Origin of the sequence: Pseudoalteromonas ulvae UL12, assembly GCF_014925405.1 — a bacterium.
GTDB lineage: Bacteria > Pseudomonadota > Gammaproteobacteria > Enterobacterales > Alteromonadaceae > Pseudoalteromonas > Pseudoalteromonas ulvae.
In genome coordinates this window covers 172,087-189,109 of sequence record NZ_AQHJ01000027.1, presented here as the reverse complement: position 1 = coordinate 189,109, position 17,023 = coordinate 172,087, and the positions used below count along the sequence as shown (strand labels likewise).

15 protein-coding genes are annotated in these 17,023 nt (G+C 41.5%); 9 read left to right on the top strand and 6 right to left on the bottom strand.

Annotation, left to right across the window (positions count from 1 at the left end; genetic code table 11):
- The first annotated feature begins 112 nt into the window (after nt 1–112).
- The 3 genes from lon (at nt 113) to PULV_RS08920 (ending at nt 5,037) form a co-directional block, all read left to right on the top strand.
- Nucleotides 113–2,473, top strand: a complete 2,361-nt coding sequence (gene lon, locus PULV_RS08930; protein ID WP_086743739.1) for an endopeptidase La — start codon at nt 113–115, stop codon at nt 2,471–2,473.
- Between the two features lie 218 nt (nt 2,474–2,691).
- The gene (gene hupB, locus PULV_RS08925; RefSeq protein WP_086743738.1) at nt 2,692–2,964 is read left to right on the top strand and encodes a nucleoid-associated protein HU-beta; all 273 of its coding nucleotides are present in this window, start codon (nt 2,692–2,694) and stop codon (nt 2,962–2,964) included.
- 162 nt (nt 2,965–3,126) lie between these two features.
- Nucleotides 3,127–5,037 carry a SurA N-terminal domain-containing protein gene (locus tag PULV_RS08920; protein ID WP_193331506.1) on the top strand — a complete coding sequence of 637 codons (1,911 nt, stop codon included), beginning with the start codon at nt 3,127–3,129 and terminating at the stop codon, nt 5,035–5,037.
- Between the two features lie 60 nt (nt 5,038–5,097).
- Here the strand turns inward: PULV_RS08920 and PULV_RS08915 are convergent, their stop codons facing one another.
- The 6 genes from PULV_RS08915 to pspF are packed head-to-tail and all read right to left on the bottom strand — an operon-like array spanning nt 5,098 to nt 11,467.
- The gene (locus tag PULV_RS08915) at nt 5,098–5,859 is read right to left on the bottom strand and encodes an ATP-binding cassette domain-containing protein (protein ID WP_086743736.1); all 762 of its coding nucleotides are present in this window, start codon (nt 5,857–5,859) and stop codon (nt 5,098–5,100) included.
- 2 nt (nt 5,860–5,861) lie between these two features.
- Nucleotides 5,862–6,851 (bottom strand): peptide ABC transporter ATP-binding protein, encoded by a 990-nt coding sequence (locus tag PULV_RS08910; protein WP_086743735.1) that lies wholly within the window; start codon nt 6,849–6,851, stop codon nt 5,862–5,864.
- Nucleotides 6,851–7,744 (bottom strand): ABC transporter permease subunit, encoded by an 894-nt coding sequence (locus tag PULV_RS08905; protein WP_193331505.1) that lies wholly within the window; start codon nt 7,742–7,744, stop codon nt 6,851–6,853. The genes PULV_RS08910 and PULV_RS08905 overlap by 1 nt, the downstream gene beginning before the upstream one ends.
- On the bottom strand, nt 7,731–8,765 hold the full coding sequence (locus tag PULV_RS08900; RefSeq protein ID WP_193331504.1) for an ABC transporter permease: 1,035 nt from the start codon (nt 8,763–8,765) through the stop codon (nt 7,731–7,733). Before PULV_RS08900 ends, PULV_RS08905 begins: the two co-directional genes overlap by 14 nt.
- Nucleotides 8,765–10,351, bottom strand: coding sequence for an ABC transporter substrate-binding protein (locus PULV_RS08895; protein WP_227009387.1), 1,587 nt, complete (start codon nt 10,349–10,351; stop codon nt 8,765–8,767). Before PULV_RS08895 ends, PULV_RS08900 begins: the two co-directional genes overlap by 1 nt.
- Before the next feature lie 21 nt (nt 10,352–10,372).
- A complete protein-coding gene (pspF, locus tag PULV_RS08890; RefSeq protein WP_193331502.1) occupies nt 10,373–11,467 on the bottom strand; it encodes a phage shock protein operon transcriptional activator in 1,095 nt (364 codons plus the stop codon).
- Between the two features lie 192 nt (nt 11,468–11,659).
- On the opposite strand from pspF, the gene pspA reads away from it, so the two are divergent.
- From pspA to megL, 6 genes are all read left to right on the top strand, one after another.
- Nucleotides 11,660–12,325 (top strand): phage shock protein PspA, encoded by a 666-nt coding sequence (gene pspA, locus PULV_RS08885; RefSeq protein WP_086743730.1) that lies wholly within the window; start codon nt 11,660–11,662, stop codon nt 12,323–12,325.
- 41 nt (nt 12,326–12,366) lie between these two features.
- A complete protein-coding gene (pspB, locus tag PULV_RS08880; protein WP_193331501.1) occupies nt 12,367–12,600 on the top strand; it encodes an envelope stress response membrane protein PspB in 234 nt (77 codons plus the stop codon).
- Nucleotides 12,597–13,013: an envelope stress response membrane protein PspC gene (gene pspC / locus PULV_RS08875; protein ID WP_193331500.1), complete on the top strand. Its 417-nt coding sequence runs from the start codon at nt 12,597–12,599 to the stop codon at nt 13,011–13,013. The genes pspB and pspC overlap by 4 nt, the downstream gene beginning before the upstream one ends.
- 45 nt (nt 13,014–13,058) lie before the next feature.
- Nucleotides 13,059–14,459, top strand: coding sequence for a YcjX family GTP-binding protein (locus PULV_RS08870; RefSeq protein WP_193331499.1), 1,401 nt, complete (start codon nt 13,059–13,061; stop codon nt 14,457–14,459).
- The gene (locus PULV_RS08865; RefSeq protein ID WP_086743726.1) at nt 14,456–15,463 is read left to right on the top strand and encodes a YcjF family protein; all 1,008 of its coding nucleotides are present in this window, start codon (nt 14,456–14,458) and stop codon (nt 15,461–15,463) included. Before PULV_RS08870 ends, PULV_RS08865 begins: the two co-directional genes overlap by 4 nt.
- Nucleotides 15,464–15,697: 234 nt before the next feature.
- The gene (gene megL, locus PULV_RS08860; protein ID WP_193331498.1) at nt 15,698–16,888 is read left to right on the top strand and encodes a methionine gamma-lyase; all 1,191 of its coding nucleotides are present in this window, start codon (nt 15,698–15,700) and stop codon (nt 16,886–16,888) included.
- Nucleotides 16,889–17,023: the final 135 nt, after the last annotated feature.

Sequence of the window (17,023 nt, the reverse complement as noted above, 5' to 3'; positions counted from 1 at the left end):
ATCAAAAAGGAGCCCAAAGGCTCCTTTTTTAATAAAACCGTTGATCTTTACGCATAATATCCCCATATACTCAAGTAGTCTTAATTTTTTAACCAAGTACCAGAGAATAATAATGACGCTAGAACGTACGGACTGTGTCGAGATTCCAGTGTTAGCATTACGGGATGTAGTGGTTTATCCACACATGGTTATACCGTTATTTGTTGGCCGAGAGAAATCCATTAAATGCTTAGAAGCGGCAATGGAGAACGACAAACAAATTTTTCTTGTAGCACAAAAAGATGCTGCTATTGACGAACCCCAAAGCGACGATGTGTTCCAGGTAGGTACTATTGCAACTATTCTGCAATTGTTGAAGTTACCTGATGGCACGGTCAAAGTGCTGGTCGAGGGAACTCAGCGCGCGCAAATAAACCAGTTTACTCAAACAGACGCATTTTTTATGGCGGATGTTCAGTTCTTAGTGTCAGATGATATTCCTGAACAAGAGCAAGATATTTTTATTCGTAGTGCAATTAGTCAATTCGAAGGCTATGTCAAACTGAATAAAAAAATCCCACCAGAGGTCCTGACTTCAGTCTCTTCTATTGATGAGCCAGCTCGCTTAGCTGATACAATGGCTGCGCATATGCCATTGAAAGTGCCAGAGAAGCAAAAAGTACTTGAAATCGCCAATGTTACAGAGCGATTAGAGTATTTAATGGCCGTGATGGAAGGCGAAATTGACTTACTGCAAGTTGAGAAAAAAATTCGCTCTCGAGTGAAAAAGCAGATGGAGAAGAGTCAACGCGAGTATTATTTGAATGAGCAAATGAAAGCGATTCAAAAAGAGCTTGGTGAACTTGACGAAGTACCTGACGAGTTTGAAACACTCAATAAGAAAATTGAAGAAGCAGCTATGCCAGCTGAAGCGGCAGATAAGACTCGCGCTGAACTGAATAAGTTAAAGATGATGTCGCCAATGTCTGCAGAAGCTACGGTGGTTCGCTCTTATATTGACTGGATGATTGGCGTTCCTTGGAAGAAACGCTCGAAGGTGAAAAAAGATCTCGCGGCAGCACAACAAGTGCTTGATGCCGATCATTATGGTCTTGAAAAAGTAAAAGAACGAATTATTGAGTATTTAGCAGTGCAACAACGCACGAATAAACTCAAAGGGCCCATTTTATGTCTTGTTGGTCCTCCAGGTGTGGGTAAAACATCACTGGGTCAATCAATTGCGAAATCAACAGGCCGTAAGTATATTCGTATGGCTCTTGGTGGCGTGCGTGATGAAGCTGAAATTCGTGGTCATCGTCGTACTTATATCGGTGCGATGCCTGGTAAAATCGTACAAAACATGTCTAAAGTTGGCGTGAAAAACCCGCTATTCTTGCTTGATGAAATTGATAAAATGTCATCGGATATGCGAGGAGATCCAGCTTCAGCCTTATTAGAAGTACTCGATCCTGAGCAAAATACAGCATTCAACGATCATTATCTTGAAGTCGATTATGATTTATCTGATGTAATGTTTGTTGCCACATCTAATAGCTTTAATATACCAGGGCCGTTATTAGATCGCATGGAAGTGATTCGTTTAGCTGGTTACACCGAAGACGAAAAACTCAATATTGCGATGCAGCACTTAGTACCTAAGCAAATTAAGCGTAATGGACTGAAGGCGAAAGAAATTACTATCGAAGAGAGTGCCATTATAGGCATCATTCGCTATTACACTCGTGAAGCGGGCGTACGAAATCTTGAGCGTGAAATTTCTAAGTTGTGCCGTAAAGCCGTTAAAGAAATCTTGCTTACCAAAGGGGTCAGTAATGTCACAATCAATCAAGAAAACCTAGAAACGTATCTTGGTGTTCAACGATTTGATTATGGTAAAGCCGAAGGTGATGATCGCGTAGGTCAAGTTACCGGTCTTGCATGGACTGAAGTCGGTGGCGATTTACTGACCATTGAGAGTGCCGCTGTTGTTGGTAAAGGCAAACTTACTTATACCGGCTCATTAGGCGATGTGATGCAAGAGTCGATTCAAGCGGCAATGACTGTCGTGAGAAGCCGCGCTGATAAATTGCGTATTAATGCTGATTTTCATGAAAAACGCGATATTCATGTTCATGTTCCTGAAGGCGCAACACCAAAAGATGGGCCAAGTGCGGGTATTGCCATGGTGACCTGTTTAGTCTCAAGTCTCACGGGTAATCCTGTACGTTCAGAAGTTGCGATGACAGGGGAAATTACGTTACGTGGTGAAGTCCTTCCTATTGGTGGTTTAAAAGAAAAACTTTTAGCGGCCCATCGAGGCGGAATTAAAACCGTTATTATCCCGAAAGATAATGAACGTGACTTAAAAGAAATCCCTCAAAACGTTGTCGAAGGCTTATCAATTCATCCAGTTAAATTGATCGATGAAGTGCTTGAGTTAGCTTTAGTTAATCCGATTGATACTTTTTCAATCGAAACTGAAAAAAAAGCATGAAAATCGTAAAAAAAGTGCTGTAAAGGGCTTTTCAAATCGAAGAGGTATGCTAAGTTAGGCACTGGTTTTTAAGCCTAGCCCTTGTAGGGCCTAGGCTTACAACGAATTTAAATTTAGAAAGTCATGCTCGCGTGCCTTATCTAGGATAATAAAAACAGCGTTTGTAAAAAAGAATAATTCAAACGCTGGCATCTACAACAATGTAAGGGGATGATATTGTGAACAAGTCTCAACTAATTGACGAAATCGCTGCAGGCGCTGACATTTCTAAAGCTGCTGCTGGCCGCGCTCTAGACTCATTCATCGGCTCAGTAACAAATGCATTAAAAGAAGGTGATTCTGTCGCACTTGTTGGTTTTGGTACTTTCTCTGTACGTGAGCGTGCTGCTCGCACAGGTCGTAATCCACAAACTGGTGCAACAATCGAAATTGCTGCAGCAAATATTCCATCTTTCAAAGCAGGTAAAACGCTGAAAGATTCTGTAAACTAATCACTGTTTACAGACGAAAGTTTTCGGCACAAATTGGCGTTTTGCGCACCGGTTATAAAAGTTTACTTTAGTAATCATGCCAAAAACTTTAAGTAAAAAGGCGCATCTGTTAAGATGCGCTTTTTTTACATGTAGTACAGCTCAGACCAAAGAGAATTAATAATGCTAGAGAAAATAAGAGAAGGCTCTCAAGGACTTACTGCCAAGATTATTCTTGGTCTAGTGATCCTATCGTTTGCCTTAGCAGGAATAGGCAGCTACCTAGGGCAGGCTAATGATCAACCTGTAGCTGTAGTCAATGGACAAAAAATAAGCCAAACCACATTTGCTCGCGCTTATGAGAATGAGCGAAGCCGTTTAGAGCAGCAATTTGGTGAGTATTTCACCCAAATCGCCAGTGATCCAGCTTACATGGCACGTGTACGTGAAGGTGTTATCGATCGTTTAGTTCAACAAGAATTACAATCACAACTGGCTAACGAACTCGGTTTACGCGTAAGCGATGCGGCTATAAAAGAAGAAATCCGCACCTTGCCATATTTTAATATTGGTGGTCAATTTAGTAACGACCGTTATTTGCAAGTTATTCGCCAAATGAACTTCCAACCGGACACTTTTCGTAACTACTTACGTGAAGAAATGACTCGTAGTCAATTAGTGTCAGCAGTTGCAGCCAGTGATTTTGCTTTACCAAGTGAAGTTGTCGCCACAACACAGTTGCAAGGTCAGTTACGTGATTTAGATTATGTCTTGTTAACTGCAGAGCAAGTTAGCCAAGATATTACAATTACGGACGAAGAGATTTCTGATTACTACACCATTAATCAAAGTCAGTTCTTGTCACAAGAGCAAGTATCTCTTGAGTATGTAGAATTAAAAGCTGATTCAATTCCAGTTGTCAAAGAAGTCACTGAAGAAGAAATTACAGCGCTATACAATGAAAATAAAGCACAGTATTTGGAACCTGAAAGACGCCGTGTTGCACACATCTTAGTGGATTCATCTGAAGATGAAGCGGCTGCACAAGAAAAAGCAGAGGCTTTATTGGCACGAATCAAAGCGGGCGAAGAGTTTGCTGAGTTAGCTCAAACTGAATCAGATGATGTAGTCAGTGCAGAAGTCGGTGGTGACTTAGATTGGATCGACCGAGATATGATGGATCCTGCTTTTGAAGATGCAGCATTTTCACTTGTAGCTAAAAATGATGTCTCTGAGGTGGTGCAGTCTGAATTTGGTTTTCACATCATCAAGTTAACAGATCTACAAGTTGAACAAGTGAAAACTCTTGACGATGTGCGAGCTGAGCTTGTTGCACGCCTAGAAAAAGAACATAAGACAGAGCACTTCTATGAGTTACAAACTCGCTTAGCTGAATTGGCATTTGAAGTCGCTGATTCTTTAGTTGAAGCGGCTGAAGCGGTTGAGATGCCAGTTCAAACGACACCATTATTTAGCCAATTGAATGCACCTGCACCGATTAATAACCCATCAGTGTTACAAACTGCATTCTCAGTTGAATTATTAGAAGATAAAGTAAACTCTGAAGTGATTGAGCTAGGTAATGAGCATGTCATCGTAATGCGTGTAAAAGAGCATAAACCTGCTGACACTAAATCATTAGCTGAAGTGACAGAGCAAATTAAAGCTGTACTAGTGAAGCAAAAAGCTTCTGAACTAAATGCTGCTCGTGGTGAAGAGCTTTTTGCTAAATTACAAGCAGGTTCATCTTTACAAGATGTAGCGCAAGAGTTGACACTTAATGTTGAGCAAGCCCGTGATGTAAAACGTAATGATTACACGCTGGCTCCGGGTATGGCTAAAGATGTCTTCCAAATCAGCCATCCTAGCGAAGGACAGCCTACACTAGAGCGTATTACTCTGGTGAATGGTGATGTTGCACTGGTTTCACTTTTAGCTGTTAAACAAGCGCCTACAGCTGAGTTAGATCCTCGTGCTAAAGAAAATATTACAGTTGAGCAAATTAACCGTAATTATTTAGTGTTTGTTGACGCACTTAAGCAAAAAGCTGAAGTGAAAGCTGCTGCAACGACAGTTGAAGCAGAGCAAAACTAATCTGTATGTCACCCATTAAAAAAGGCGCTTAGGCGCCTTTTTTAATGGGGTAATTTTAAATTAACAGTTTAATAAACGTTGAGTAATCTTAGATTGTGGATCAGCAAATACGGCATGAGTCTCCCCGCATTCAACGATATGGCCATGATCTAATACAACTATCGAATCACTCATATGTTTGACTAGGCTTAAGTGGTGAGTAATAAGCACATAGCTTAAATTTGACTCCCGCTGTAACTTCAACAGTAAATTAACCGTTTGTGCTCGTACAGATGGATCAAGTGCAGATAACGCTTCATCGAGTACTACAACTTTTGGGTCAAGGATCAGTGCCCGAGCGAGGGCTACACGTTGTAATTGCCCCCCCGAGAACATATGTGGATAGTAGAGTTTATGTTCACTTAATAAACCGACTTTGAGCAAGGTGGTATTGATTTTCTCTTTTCGTTCAGTATGGCTCAGCTCAGTGTTATGTAAGAGGATCTCGTTTAACATCTTGCCGATAGGGCTACTCGGGTTCAGAGAGCTTGCAGGGCTTTGAAAAATTAATCGAATATCACGGCAATTGGGTTGTCTGTGCCCGCCATCTTCAAGAATATGTCCTTCGAGTAAGATTTGACCGGTATCACATCGTTCCGCGCCAGCTAAAATTTTGGCTAAGGTACTTTTTCCTGAACCAGTTTCACCAATAATGGCTATGGTTTGGCCTTCGTTTAAACAAAAAGAAATGTCACTGAGCACTTTGAGCTTTTTGCTGCGAAACATGCCTGCTCGGACATTAAACTCTTTTGATAACGCTTGAACTTTTAAGACAGGCTGCATGATTACTTCTCTTTAATGAGGGGAAAGTGGCACGCATAGCTGTGACCGTGATAATTGGTAAGTAGAGGCGTAGCAACACATGCTTTTTGTGCTTGCGGGCAACGAGGTCCTAAGCGACAGCCAATTGGAAGGTGGTGCAGTGTTGGGATGGTGCCTTTAAGGGCGTAAATCTCCCCCTTGTGCTGTAAATCGATATTGTAATCAGGCAAGCTTTTTAATAAGGCCTGAGTGTAGGGGTGATGAGGGGCTTTAAATATTTTTTTAGTGGGGCCTGCTTCGACCATTTGGCCGCAATACAATACATGGATGCAATGAGTCCAAGATACCAGCTCTTCTAATTCATGTGAAATCATTAAGATGGACATGTTTTTTAATAAATTAAGGCTTTTTAAAAGCCGAAATACTTGTGCACGAGTGGTACTTTCTAACGCTGTAGTCGGCTCATCAGCAATCAATAGGCTTGGTTTACGTGCAATGGCCATGGCTATCATGACTTTTTGACAGATCCCTTCTGATAGCTCATGGGGGTAACTATCAAGAATTTTGTTATGTTCTCTGATCCCCACTTTATGCAGCAATTCTCGCGAGCGCTCTTTACGCTGCGATGCTTTTTGCCAGAAAAAACCATTGAGATCTTCACAAGGGATACTTTCTTCTATTTGTTCATAGATTTTGGTGGTTGGATCTAGGCTACGGCTGGGCTCTTGATAAATCATTGCAATATCTTGGCTAATAATTTTTCGGCGTTTTTCTGCAGATAAACGCATTAAATCAATTCCCCGCCAATGCATCCTATCGGCAGTCACTTTCCAACGTTCATTGAGTACACCGACAATGGCTTTTGCGATGAGACTTTTCCCAGAACCTGACTCACCAACTAAAGCATGTACTTCGCCTTCTTTTAGGCTCAAATTCACTTTATCGACAGCGCGGATTACCGTGCCGCCAGTTTCAAGTTCAATCGTTAAGTTTCGAATATCGAGCAATTGCATTAGGCAGCTCTCCGCTTTTGAAGGGCTTGACGCAGACCATCTCCGACTAAATTGGTCGAAAGCACCGCTAAAAATAACAATATTCCCGGCAATGCGACGGTCCAAGGAGCGAGATAAATTAAGCCGAGATTTTGTGCCAAAATGGCTCCCCATTCCGCTGTAGGAGGTTGCGCACCAAGTTTTAGGAACCCAAGTGCAGCGACATCTAAAATGGCGGTAGAAAGCGACATGGTAAAAATAACCACGATGTGCTCATAGATATTTGGAAAAATACCATTGATTAATATTTGCCACTTGTTTGCGCCATCGAGTTTATGAGCTGTGATGTAATCTTTATTGAGCTCTTGAACAACTAAATTACGCACGGAATGAATATATTGAGGCAACAAAGATAAAACGATTGCCCAAACTGTATTGAGTAAACCTGGACCGAGCACAGCAACAATAATAATCGCCAGTAACAACGATGGAATTGATAAAGTCACATCTAATAAATGATTTAAAAAACTTGAGCGGACACCACGGGTTAATCCAGCTAACACCCCGAGCATCACGCCAATCAGGGTGGTGATTAAGGCTGCTAAAATTGATAATCCAAAAGTATAAGTTGCACCATTCATCAAACGAGAGAGCATATCTCTGCCAAGATCGTCCGTGCCTAAAATAAAGTGGACGCTGCCCGCTTCATCCCAAGAAGGAGGTAACAAGAGGGCTTGTCCGTTTTGCTCATTAATTCCATAAGGAGAGATGAGTGGAGCAAGCACAGCTAAAATAGCTAAAATAATAAACAACCACAGGCCAACCAACGCGATATGGTTGTCTTTAAAAGAACGCCAAAGCTGTCGAATGGGCGCTTTGTTTTGCTCTTCATCGTAGAGTTTAAATTTTGCCATGGGCTTGATTCCGGCTGATAGGGTCAAACAAGGTGTGCATCATATCGGCAATAATGGTCGCAATAATGATAAACATAGAAACAGCCAATAGTCCGCCTTGGATTGCAGGGTAATCTCTTTGGTAAATACTATCAATAAGCCACCGACCCACTCCAGGCCAAGAGAAGATCACTTCAGTGACCATTGCTAAGGTGATCAGGGTACTAAATTGCAAACCAATTTGCTTAATCACAGGCAATAATGCATTGCGTAATGCATGATGATAAATCAGCTGCCCACGGGTGAGCCCTTTAGCTCGTGCTGTTTTGATATAATTTTGCTCTAAAACATCCAGCATAGAATCTCGGGTAAATCTGACTAATACCGTGGTCGGGTAGGTAGCTAGCACAAGAGTTGGCAAGGTTAAATGTCTCAACGCATCAAGGAGCGCTTGTCCTTTATAAGGGCTGTTAGATAGCAAAATATCAATGATTATAAAATGCGTCACTTCGGGGATTTCATAAAGCAGACTCAAGCGCCCTGACATAGGCAAAAGTCCGAGCTGTAAACAAAACACCATAATAAAGATAAGCGCTAACCAAAATATCGGCGTTGAATAAGCCATTAACGTAATGGCATTGATTACTCTATCGGGCCACTTTTTATGATAAGCCGCGGCAATGATCCCTGCAGGTACACCTAAAATAACCGACATTACTAACGCATAAAGGGATAGCTCTAAAGTCGCTGGGAATAGGCCTTTGATCTGCTCAAACACAGGCAAGCCAGATGCAAAAGAAAAGCCCCAGTCACCGGCAACAATTCGACCTACAAAGGCTAAATATTGGCTGACGATATTGTCATCAAAACGATATTTGATCGTCAGTTCATCAATTTGTTCGAAAGATGGGTTTTGGATGCCGCTAAGATTGACGAGTGGATCACCAGGAAACAAATAACTGAGCCAAAACGTAAATAAGCTCAGCAATAGCGTCATAAAGCATAATAAAGTGAATCGGCGGATCAGGTATTCTCTAAGCATTATTTTTTCTCCGCATTGGCGAGAGACACACCACCAAAGGGCTTTAATTCAATTCCCGCAACTTCTTTCGTTGTTGCTTGAAAGCGCATACCATGAGCAAGCGGCAGTAAAGGGAGCTCCTGCATCAATAATTGCTGAGCTTGATAATAGAATTGTTTACGTTGTTCGATATCGATGGTATCGAGCGCTTGAGTCAAAAGTAAGTCAAATTCTGGATTACACCAGTTTGCTTGATTTTTTCCATTGATGGCAGCAGAGCAGCTTAGAATGGGGCTAAAGAAATTATCAGGATCGGGCGAATCTGCTGCCCAACCAATTAACACACTATCATGTTGATGGTTCTCTAGTTTGCTCAAAAAAGTATTCCATTCATATTCTACAATGTTTACCGAAATCCCGACTTTCTTGAGGTCGCTTTGAATTAGTTCAGCCATTTTTCTAGCATTGGGGTTGTAAATTCGTGACACAGGAGCAGCCCACAAGTCCATTTTAAAGCCCGGTTCAAGACCCACTTGATCCAGTAATAATTTGGCCAATTCAGGGTTGTAGCTCGGGTAATTGGCTTGTGCTTGATAAGCCCACGAAGAAGAGGGCAACAGTGATTGCGCTCGTTTTCCAGTGCCTAAAAAAACAGAATCCATGATTTTATCAATATCAATAGCATGCGATAAAGCGCGTCTTACCCTAGGATCATCAAAAGGCGCTTTACGCGTATTGAACGCCCAATACCCAACGTTAAGATACGTAATTTGTTGCACATTGATGTCATCACGCTGGGCTAAAATGGACAACTGGGTTGCATTAGGGTGAGCTGTCACATCACATTCGTGAGTCATCATTTTTGCAATCCGAGTGGTGCTGTTAGGCGTGATATCAAACACTAATTGGTCGAGTTTTCCTAAAGTATGCCAATAGTCAGGGTGGCGGTAATAGCGCACTAAAATATCGCGCTTAAACTCTTTAAAAAAATAAGGCCCTGTCCCGACAGGAAATTTGTCTATTGCTTCTAAATCATCTTTCGCTTGAAGGTTTTTAGCATATTCGGCAGAGAGTACCACTGAAAAGTCTGTGGCGATATTTGCCAGAAAGCTGCTATTAGCGTTAAACAGTTCGAACGTAACTTGGTAGTCATTATCTTTGGTAATCCCTTTTATTAATTGGTCGAGCCCGATACTTCGAAAATACGGATAAGGGGATTGGGCATTGCCGACAAAATGAAATGGGTTATATACATCAAACAAACGACCAAAGGTAAAAATGACATCATCGGCATTAAAATGGCGTGTAGGGGTAAAGTAGTCAGTGGTGTGGAACTTGACGTTCTCTCGAAGTTTAAAGGTGATTTTTTTACGATCAGCACTCATTGACCAGCTTGTTGCTAATGAAGGGGTAAACTCACCCGTATCGGGGTCGATATTAATCAGGCGGTTATAGAGTTGATTAGCAATCACATCAATAGTAGAACCTGTGGTCGTAACTTGAGGATTAAAGCTAATCGGGTTCGCCTCAGAGCAATAAACTAACCCTTTAATATCCTGATTAAAATCACTTTCATTACATCCGCTGAGCAGCAGTAATGTCACGATTAAGATGAATCTATTCACCCATTAAACCTCTTGTTTTGGCTGACTATCTAATAAATTATATTTTTTGAGGTAGCCTCTGAGTTGATGATACGTTAAGCCAAGCATTTGTGCAGTTTTCTTTTGATTAAACTGACTAAATTTTAGTGCCTCATTGATCAAATCAATTTCAAACTGATTAGATAAATCTTTTAAATCACATGGAAATGACAGCTGTTTGTTTTTTGTGAAATCAGCCGAACCGAGGCTTTCTTGGATGGGTTGATTGAGTGGCTGTGGGCTCTCAGTCGAGGCCGGATTGATTCGATCCTGAGTTTTAATTCTCGCTTTAGGGCGAAATGGGCTTGAGAAAGGGTCAAGGATAATATTGTGCACTGGAATGTGGGCATTTGCACTTCGGTAGACGCTGCGCTCGACTACATTTTTGAGTTCACGAATATTCCCAGGCCATGTGTGGTTAAGTAATGTTTCTTGAGCCGATTTTGTAAAACCACTGAATAATTCCCACTCCAAATCCCGTGCCATATTAATAGCAAAGTGCTCAGCCAGCATTAAGATGTCATCTTTTCGTTCACGAAGCGGAGGAAGGGTGATGACATCAAATGCCAGTCGATCAAGTAAATCACTGCGAAACTCGCCTTGTTCAGCCAGCTCGGGCAAGTCTTCGTTAGTTGCGCAGACTAAGCGAGTGTTAATTTTAACCGTTGATTTACCGCCGACACGCTCAAATTCGCCATATTCAATCACTCTTAGTAATTTTTCTTGTACTAGACCTGAGGTGTTGGCCAATTCATCTAAAAATAATGTGCCGCCATCGGCGCGTTCAAAGCGCCCTTCGTGGCGTTTACTGGCACCAGTAAAGGCGCCCGATTCATGACCGAATAATTCACTTTCGAGCAAGTTTTCATTTAAAGCCGCACAATTGAGGGTGACATAGCTTTGATCCCAGCGAGTTGATAGATAATGCAGCCGGGCTGCAATCAGCTCTTTACCGGTTCCACGTTCACCAATGATTAATACAGGTTTATTTAAAGGGGCTAATTGAGAAACTTGCTCAAGCACCTCTAGAAAACTGTTTGATTGGCCCAATAAATTATCTTGTTGGTTGAATCGGCTCATTATCCCTAACTCTTAGTCATTTACGCTAATAAATAGTGTATTTTAAAAGAGAAGAGAACTAAAGGGATTTGTGATTTAAGTTTAAATGCTATATAAAACAATAAGTTATTTTGATTTTTAAAGTTGGCAAGCATCTTGATACCTGTAAACTAACTAATTAAGTCAATATCGTTTTAAGAAGAGGTAGTTATTATGGGAATTTTTTCACGTTTTGCAGATATTGTTAATTCAAATATCAACTCAATCCTTGATAAAGCAGAAGATCCAGAAAAAATGGTGCGATTGATCATCCAAGAAATGGAAGATACTTTGGTTGAAGTCCGTTCAACATCGGCTCGTACTTTGGCGGAGAAAAAAGAATTAAGCCGCCGTGTTGAGCAGCTCGAACAAGAAGCGCAAGAATGGCAAAACAAAGCAGAGCTTGCTTTGTCTAAAGAGCGTGAAGATTTAGCTCGTGCAGCATTAATTGAAAAGAAAAAAGTGAGTGATGCCTCGCAGGCTGTAGCAAAAGAGCTCGCTCATGTTGATGAGCACATTAATAAATTGCAGCTTGAAGTTGGACAGTTACAAGATAAGCTTGCGGATGCAAAAAGCCGTCAAAAAGCAATTATTCTTCGCCAGCGTTCAGCTGAGTCTCGCTTAGGAGTTAAAAAAGCTCTGGATACGTCTAAAGTAGACGATGCGTTAAGTCGCTTTGAGCGCTATGAAAGTAAAATTGATGGACTGGAGTCACAAGTTGAATCTTATGATTTAGGTAAAAAGTCATTGGCTGATGAAATTGCAGACTTACAAAGTGACGATAGTGTCTCTGATGAGTTAGCACAATTAAAAGAAAAAATGGCTAAAAAAACTAAGTAACTTCGGTTACTTAGTTTTCTACAGGAACAAGGGAGAACATTATGAACGGTTTTGAATTTATAGTAGCACCACTGATTTTGTTTATGATCTTTGTTGCGCCATTGTGGTTGATTTTACATTACCGCAGTAAAAAACAAGTAAGCCAGGGTCTCAGTGAGCATGAGCATCGCCAATTGGTAGATTTAGCCGATAAAGCTGAAAAAATGGCCGAACGTATTCAAACATTAGAGTCTTTGTTAGATGCAGAGGCACCTCAGTGGAGGAACAAAGGATGAGTAGTCATAAACGAGAGTTATACCGTGACCCAAGCAGAGGTAAAATTGCCGGTGTATGTGCAGGCCTAAGTGATTACTTTACGATGGAGCTTTGGCTGGTCAGAATCATTTTTATTTCTGCAGTGCTATTAACAGGTGGGCCTTTCTTTGTTGTAGCTTATATCGCAGCGTGGTTTATTTTAGACAAAAAGCCGGGCACAGAAAGCAGCTATAAAAAAGCGAGTACCAGCTCAGTAAAAGACGAACGGCCAGTAGAAGTGAAATTCAAAGTTTGGCAGACCGGTGAGCCACCGCGTCGCGCGTTACAAGATTTAAAAGAGCAATTAACCCGCATTGATGGACGTATTCAAACCATGGAAAAATATGTAACATCGCCGGAGTTCACCGTGAGCCATGAAATTAATAAACTATAGGAATTAAAGGTGCTATCTCGTTTTAAGTGATAGCACCGCCAGACTATGTTCTCATCTCTTAAAAATTCAGCGACGTTTAAACAATACCAGCATCAAGCCCAGCAGCTGTTGCAACGTGGATTAGATCAGCACATTAAACTTGCGGTTACTGGCTTAAGCCGAAGTGGAAAGACCGCCTTTATTACGGCGCTGGTGCACCATCTAACTGAGCAGGCAACGAAACAAAACTTACCATTTTTCTCAGTCGTCCAATCAGAGCGTTTAATTGCGGCCAAAACAGTGCCACAGAGTGAGCTCGACATTACAACGTTTCCATATCGCGATAGCATCAATTGTTTAAAACAAGGGCAGTGGCCAAGCTCTACTGAGCGCATTAATACCTTACGAATTGCAATTAAATATCGCCCTGCTAGTGGCCTTCGGGCCCAAATAAGTGAAACGCAAACTCTTTTGATTGATTTAATCGATTATCCCGGTGAGTGGTTAATGGATTTACCTATGCTTGAGCTTAATTTTGCCTCTTGGTCTTGGCAACAACTTGAATTACTCAATCAGAGCCCAAGGCTCCAGCATGCTGAGGCATTTTTAAACCACATTGCAGCGATTGATTGGCAAGGGCCGGTGGATGAGCAACAGCTGACTGAACTGGCAACCGAGTATCAAGGTTTGCTGCGTAAATTTAAGGATGAATTAAAACTAAGTGTCCTTCAACCCGGGCGGATGCTTATGCCGGGAGATTTAGCAGGGGCACCCATTTTAGCGTTTTTTCCGTTGCCTGAAGTGACACAAGCAGAAGAAGGCTCCATGTATCATCATGTTAAAACACGCTATCAGGCGTATGTTAAAGAAGTGGTACAGGGTTTTTATCAGCAGCACTTTTCTCAGTTTGACCGTCAAATTGTATTAGTTGATTTATTGGATGCGTTAGCGCAAGGCCATGATGTTTTTAATGAACAAACTCAAGCAATTAATCAGTTAATTAAACACTTTAGCTATGGCAAAAGTAATTTTATAAAACGGCTTTTCCAGCCCAAAATAGACAAGCTGTTATTTGCGGCGACAAAATCAGATCATTTAAGTGCCCATCATCATAAAGATTTGACGCTATTACTGGACAGCATTATCAGTACCGCTAAAAATGACTTAATTTTTGATGGCGTTAAAATTGACACCATGGCGATGTCGTCTGTCTGTGCAACAACACCTGTGATGGTGGAGCAAAAAGGTGAAAAGCTCAGTTGTATTCGCGGTAAAGAAATCGCCTCAAATCAGTTGATGACCTATTTACCTGCACAGCCACCAATGCGCCCTTTAACGGAGCAAGAATGGCCGCAGCATGGCTTTCAGTTTCCGGCTTTTTATCCTGATGTTGGTAGCAACAATGGTATTCGCCATATTCGATTAGATCATGTGATGGAATTTTTACTAGGGGATAAACTTAAGTGAAGGAAGAATTAAAGTTTCAGCAAGCAACTGTCATTGATACGTTATCGCCAAGCGCCGAAGAGCCAACTCTACAGTCGTTACAGCAGATTGATGAAGCGACCGTTTTGGCCAATGAAGAAACGCAAGTTGAGCAAGATGTCGCGCACGTTTTAAAACCAAAAAAACCATCACGGCTAAAACAGATCTTTGTATTAAGCCTTGTGGCGGCGATTTCAGTCGAAACAGCTTTAAGCTTATTTGAAAGCTTTAATCAGTCAATCTGGTTAGGTGGGCTGTATATGGCGTTATTTGGCAGTGCTTTTGCCCTCATTGGCGCAGTTACTTGGCGTGAATACAGTTTGTTGCGAAGACTCAAACGTCATAATATTCAACGCCAAACAGCAGAGCGCTTACTGAATAGTGAGCAAGTAGGCGAGGCACTTGAGTGGTTATCTAAGCTTGATAAATTTAGCGCAATAGATGGGTTTGCTGAATTTAAATCTTCACTAGATCATCATCATACCGATAAAGAAGTCATGGCTTTGTATCAACAAACATTGTTGTTAAAGCAAGATCAGCAAGCTAAAAAAGTGATCAATCGTTTTGCAACAGAATCAGGATTACTTGTCGCACTCAGCCCTATGGCGTTTGTCGATATGGCCGCCGTTTTATGGCGTGGAACCAAAATGATTGAACAAATCGCGAAAATTTATGGCATTCCTTTAGGGTATGCGAGCCGGATAACTTTGTATCGCAGTTTGCTTAAACACATGTTATTTGCTGGAAGCTCAGAGCTCATCGCCGATATTGGTACTACGGCGTTAGGTGCTGAACTAGCTGGTAAGTTATCGGCAAGGGCAGGGCAAGGGATCAGTGCCGGTATTTTAACTGCTCGTTTAGGTTACAAAACGATGGAGTTGAGCCGCCCAGTGGCAAGACTCAGCAATAAACACTCTTTATTAGGTGAAACGAGTCGTTATTTACGTGATGCGATTATCAACAAAACAGCGCTTAAACCCGATTAAGCGCTTTTTTCGTTTTTTTTATACAATCTTAGACATCTCTCCATCCGGCATGCTTGCACTTCGTCAAGACTTCAAACATTTTATAGCCAACATTTTATCTGTTGATTAATCTGCTTTTGTTTGAGCAATCGCACTTGATTACGCTGGCTTTATCAGCCTGACTATAATAACAATGATAAATCAGCCTAATTGATGGGTATTAATTAGCAGCCTCTCACATGATTAGGACGTATTATGAAAGCATTCATGCATGAACACACTCAATGTATCCATGGCGGTAAAGACAAGCACGCTCATGGGCCGCTTAGCACCCCTATATATCAGTCGTCGACCTTCGTTTTTGAAAATGCACAACAAGGTGCAGCTCGCTTTGCAGGTGAAGAGCAAGGCTATATTTACTCACGTTTAGGCAACCCGACAACACGTGAATTAGAACAAAAAATGGCTTTGCTTGAAGAAATGGATGACGCTGCTGCCTGTGCGACCGGAATGGGGGCTGTATCAGCAGCAGTGCTGACATTTTTACAGCAAGGTGACCATTTGATTGCATCCAAAGCAATTTACGGGTGTACCTTCGCTTTTTTTGCTCATATGCTGCCTAAATTTGGTATCGAAGTCAGTTTTGTTGACATGACAGATAGCACATCGCTCGAAAAAGCCTTGAAGCCCAACACTAAAATGGTGTTTGCAGAAACACCCATTAATCCGAACCTTACAGTGCTTGATTTAGCTTACATTTCTGCCTTTGCGAAAAAACACCAGTTACTGTCAGTTATTGACAATACTTTTTTAACTCCATTATTACAAAAACCAAAGCAGTTTGGCATCGATATCGTGATCCACAGTGCCACGAAATATCTTAATGGACATGGTGATGTCGTAGCGGGACTTGTCTGTGGTTCGCAAACCCACATCGACGAAATAAAACTCACCGTTTTAAAAGATATTGGCGCAACGATGAGTCCTCACGATGCATGGTTGATTATTCGAGGAATGAAAACCTTGTCGGTGAGAATGGAAAAGCACTGTCAAAATGCTCAAAAAGTGGCGGAGTTTTTAGAGGCGCATGACGAAGTTGAATGTGTTTACTACCCAGGCCTTGCGTCACACCCAGGTCATCAATTTATTGGTTCGCAAATGAAAGCTGCTGGTGGTGTGATAGGTTTTGAATTAAAAGGTGGCATTAAAGATGGTGTGAATTTCATAAATGCGACCCAATTGTGCAGCATAGCAGTGAGCTTAGGGGATGCAGAAACCTTGATTCAGCATCCAGCTTCAATGACTCACTCTCCTTATACACCTGAAGAGCGAATGGCAGCAGGGATCTCTGATGGTCTGATCCGTATTTCTGTTGGCTTGGAATTTGTTGATGATATTATTGCTGATCTGAGCCAAGCATTTGATGCTATGCGTAAGAAAAGATAATTTAGTAGATTTAAGTTTACGATAAGCGCCTTTGTAAGGCGCTTTTTTATTGTGTGTAATTTTAATTTTACATCTGTGTAATTAAATATGTACGAATGTAGTGGTTTTGGCATTGCCCTTCGAACGGTAAAAGCT

Coding starts and splice junctions, on each gene's coding strand:
- megL (WP_193331498.1), top strand. CDS start 15,698: ATGAAAGCATTCATGCATGAACACACTCAATGTATCCATGGCGGTAAA.
- PULV_RS08870 (WP_193331499.1), top strand. CDS start 13,059: ATGTTCTCATCTCTTAAAAATTCAGCGACGTTTAAACAATACCAGCAT.
- PULV_RS08920 (WP_193331506.1), top strand. CDS start 3,127: ATGCTAGAGAAAATAAGAGAAGGCTCTCAAGGACTTACTGCCAAGATT.
- PULV_RS08915 (WP_086743736.1), bottom strand. CDS start 5,859: ATGCAGCCTGTCTTAAAAGTTCAAGCGTTATCAAAAGAGTTTAATGTC.
- pspF (WP_193331502.1), bottom strand. CDS start 11,467: ATGAGCCGATTCAACCAACAAGATAATTTATTGGGCCAATCAAACAGT.
- PULV_RS08910 (WP_086743735.1), bottom strand. CDS start 6,851: ATGCAATTGCTCGATATTCGAAACTTAACGATTGAACTTGAAACTGGC.
- PULV_RS08905 (WP_193331505.1), bottom strand. CDS start 7,744: ATGGCAAAATTTAAACTCTACGATGAAGAGCAAAACAAAGCGCCCATT.
- pspB (WP_193331501.1), top strand. CDS start 12,367: ATGAACGGTTTTGAATTTATAGTAGCACCACTGATTTTGTTTATGATC.
- pspC (WP_193331500.1), top strand. CDS start 12,597: ATGAGTAGTCATAAACGAGAGTTATACCGTGACCCAAGCAGAGGTAAA.
- pspA (WP_086743730.1), top strand. CDS start 11,660: ATGGGAATTTTTTCACGTTTTGCAGATATTGTTAATTCAAATATCAAC.
- PULV_RS08900 (WP_193331504.1), bottom strand. CDS start 8,765: ATGCTTAGAGAATACCTGATCCGCCGATTCACTTTATTATGCTTTATG.
- lon (WP_086743739.1), top strand. CDS start 113: ATGACGCTAGAACGTACGGACTGTGTCGAGATTCCAGTGTTAGCATTA.